Raw genomic sequence first — 3,675 nt, 5'->3', positions numbered from 1 at the left:
ACAACATATCTTCTCAACGCCGCAGTGCGATCCAACAAAAAAACGAGCGGATGCCAGACCCCGCCCACCCACGCCTCCCAGACGGTGCGCGCGTCGTGGTGCGGCGCGGTGCCGACAGCCCCGACCGGACCCACGAACCCCCCACCGCCCTGCGGCAGGTCACCCGCGGCATCCACCGAATCCGAGCCGGCCTCCGCGGACCGCGCCGCCGAGGCACCGACACCCCCGACCCGACCCGGGTCCGGATACCGCCCCAATCCCCCGCCCCACCCCGCCCGAGCGCCCGCACCCGCGCCCCCGTCGCCGCCGGAATCCGGGTCGGCGTCCAGGTACAGCGCGAGCGTCGTGCCCGCCGGCAACGCTCGGTCCAGGCCCAGGACGAGCGCGGCGCCCGGGCGCGGGTCGGGGCCGAGGGCGTCCACCGCGGTGCCGCCGAGCAGCGTGGGGGTGTGGTCGGTCCAGCCGAGGGTGTGGTCCCATCGCCCGGCCGTGCCGTCGTCGGTGCCCGCCGCGACCACCGCCGCGCCGGTCAACGGCAGCGCCTCCACCGTCTCCAGGCCGGTCGCGGCCTCGGCCCCGTGTGCGACGAAGCCGAGCCGGGCGGGCAGCACGGCCGGCGCGCCCGGTCCGGACCGGACCGAGAGCACCACCCGCGCCGCGCTCGGCCCGGCCGGATACACCCCGAGCAGGGCCAGCAGTTTGCGCCGGTGCCGGTCGGTGACCCGCGAGGCCCGATAGACGTCGGTGTCCACGAGCCACGCGAGCATTTCGAGCACCGCGATGCCGGGATCGGAGTGGTTGTGGTCGGTCCACTGCGGACTCTCCAACGGCAACAACGCCCGGACCTCGGCGACCAGATCCGGCCAACGTCGGGTGTCCGAACTCGGCGGAAACAGCGGCATGGTTCAGCGCTCCCTTCCGGGCGATCGCAAGGACCGCGAACACGGCGACGCCGAAGGCGCCGTCGTACCGCCCGCGCACGACGACCCCGAAGGCGCCGAAGACCCCGGCGACCCCTGTGTCGCCCCGGCAAGCCGCACCACCAGTGCGCCGGCGCACACCACCGCGTCCGCGGCCGGCCGCACCGCGTCGCCGGCCGGCACCCCGTCCACCGTCAGGTCGAGCGCGGTCACCACGTCCACCCCGGGCACCGCCTCCAGCCGCCGGGCCAGATCGGACAGGTACACGCCCCGGCCGAACGGCCATCCGGTCCCGTCCGGACCGCCGTCGAGCGGATGCAGGAAGCGGGCCAGATCGGCGAGCACCGCGCCGCGCACCGGCCCGGCGTCCCCGGCCCGGGTCGGCCGCACCGTGGCGGCGACCCCGACCGGAAAGTAGCGCGCGCCCTCGACCACCAGCCGGGCCGCCGCCGGCATCCGGGCCCGGACCGCGTCGCGCACCCGACGCAACAATTCGCCGGTGGGCTCCGGCCGGTCGCTGCCGTCCCGAGGCACCACGACCAGCCGGACCACGCCCGGCGACACCCGCCCGTGTCGGTCGCGCGCACCCAACGCGCGGGCCGCCGCGATCGCCGGGACGGTCTCCCGGGCCAGCGCGGCCACATCGGTCTCGGTCAGCGCGAGCCGGCGGTGCCGCAGCAGCGCGGGGCCGCGCCGCAACACGTCGGGAAAACCTTCGGCGTCGGTGCCGCCGCTCGCTCCGCGCGGATTGCTCACCCCGCCCACGGCCACCGCGCCGACCGCCTGGGTGATCGCGCCGGCGGGCACGTTGCCGGCCGCGCCGCCGCCGGAGCGATACACCCGCAACCGCACGTTGTCCGGCCCCACGGGAGGCACCCGTCCGTGCCCGTTCCCGCCGAACAACACCCGTCCGGTCGCGTGGTCGCACACGTACACCCGGTCGCCCGGCCCGGCCAGGCCCAGCGAGGGCACCTCGTCCCAGCGCACCCACACCGCGCCCACCCGGCCGGTGCGCGGATCGGCCACGGTGCGCAGCGCCGCGCCCGCCCGCTCGGCCAACTCCCGTTGCAGCAGCGGCAGGTCGACCGCGGCCCGGTCGCCGTCGAGTTCGCGCACCTCCAGCACGGCGCCGTCCAGCACCGGCGTGCGCAGCGTGCGGAAGACCTGCCCGGCGCTGCCGTCGGCCGAGCCGAGCAGTTCGTCGGTGATCGTCTGTACCTGCCGCACCTGCGCCGCGTTGGGCACCAGCGCGTTCAGGGTCGGCTGCGGGGGCTCGGCCTCGGCCGGGAAGCGGGCCCGGATCCAGGTGCGAGGCGTGCCGAACCGGGCCGGCGGCGCGTCGCGAAGTTCGCCGCCGGCGTAGGCGCGGGTGAGCCGGTCCCGTACGGTGAGCGTCGCCCCGTCGGCGGCGGCCACCACGACCGGCTCGCCGCCGCGCAGGTCGGTGAGCAACAGCCGGTCGCCGGGCGCGAATCGGGCGGCGGCGCCGCGCCCGAGCAGGGTGATCGTGTGGTCGGCCGCGCCCGTGACCGGTGCCCCGGGTGGGCCGCCGGTGCCGGGCCAGATCAGGCCGACCACGCCCGCCCGGGTGAAGCCCTCGGTGCCGTCGTCGGTGGCCAACGCGACCCAGCCGGTGCCGTCGTAGCCCTCCCAGGTGGGCCGTACCGGCACCGCGTCGGGGTCCTCGCCGGCGGGCTCGACGTACAGGCCCAGGCGGTCGGCGGGCAGTTCGCCGTCGAAGCCCAGATACAACGTCGGGGCGGTCTCGACCATCGGCCGAAAGGGGGTCGCGCCGGAGCCGGGGAAGGCGAGGGCGGCGGTCAGGTCCGCCCACGCGTGGTCGTCGAGCGCGAGCGTGTGCCGCGGGTCGGCCGGCCCGGCGACATGTCGGTAGAACACTTCGAAGCGGTCCAGCACCGGCGGCCGGGGTTCCACCACGGGCAGGAAGTTGAGCACGCCGGACTTGTCGGTCCAACTCACCTGACGCAGGAACGAGAAGCTGCCGCGTTCCAGCCGGGCCCGCAACCAGCGGCGTTCGTCGCCGGTCACCGAGGCCGGCGCCCAGTCGTCCGGCACCGTGAAGTGCAGGGCGCCCGAGCGTTGCAGGGCCAGCACGGCGGGGGCGCCCGCCGCGCCGATCGCCCGCCAGCGGGTGCCGTCGAAGTACTCCCAGGTCACCTCCGGCGCGGTGAGCTGGTTCGGGGTCTGGGCCCCGGCGACCGCCTTGAGCAGGTCCTCCGGTGCCAGGTTCTCCAGCGCGGCGGCGATGGTACGGGCCGTCGTCACCTGGGTGTCCACGGCGGCCTTGGCGGCGTCGATGCGCGCGGTCACGTCGGTGACGAACACCTGCGGGTCGGAGCTGAGGAAGGACGGCAGCGGGGTGTCCGCCAGGTAGGGGGTGGGCGTGGCCAGCACGGTGCCCAGCGCCGACCCGAGCGCGCCGTGTGCGGCGACCACCTGCGCGTCCGTGCCGTTCGCGAGCGCCTGGGCCAGCGCGGCCCGAGGCGCGGTCAACGTGCTCGCGCCGGCGGACAGTTGCGCGGTGGCGTCGGCGGTGGCCAGGAGCAGCGCGGCGCTCGCGCGCGGGGCGCCGCCGAGCGCGGCCAGCGCGGCGGCCAGGTCGGCGGCCGGATCGGCGGCGGTCTGCGCGGCCTTGACCCGGTCGCGGGCGGAGCCGACGTTGGCGAACAGGCCCGGTTCGGCCTGCGCGGCGCCGCGCAACGAGGTCAGCGCGTCCCGCAGGTGCGCCTTGACC

The 3,675-nt window shown here is 76.7% G+C and carries 1 protein-coding gene and 1 pseudogene; both read right to left on the bottom strand.

Annotated elements, in window-relative coordinates; genetic code table 11:
- Positions 1-902: pseudogene (locus ACFXMF_RS47180) on the bottom strand (hypothetical protein); the annotation flags it as partial.
- A 3-nt stretch (positions 903-905) separates the two neighbouring features.
- Positions 906-3,675: hypothetical protein (locus tag ACFXMF_RS47175; RefSeq protein WP_380021296.1), on the bottom strand; the 2,770-nt coding region annotated here is incomplete at its 5' end.

Origin of the sequence: Embleya sp. NPDC059213 (genome assembly GCF_042754445.1) — a bacterium.
Classification (GTDB): Bacteria; Actinomycetota; Actinomycetes; order Streptomycetales; family Streptomycetaceae; genus Embleya.
This window is presented reverse-complemented; position numbering and strand designations above follow the sequence as displayed.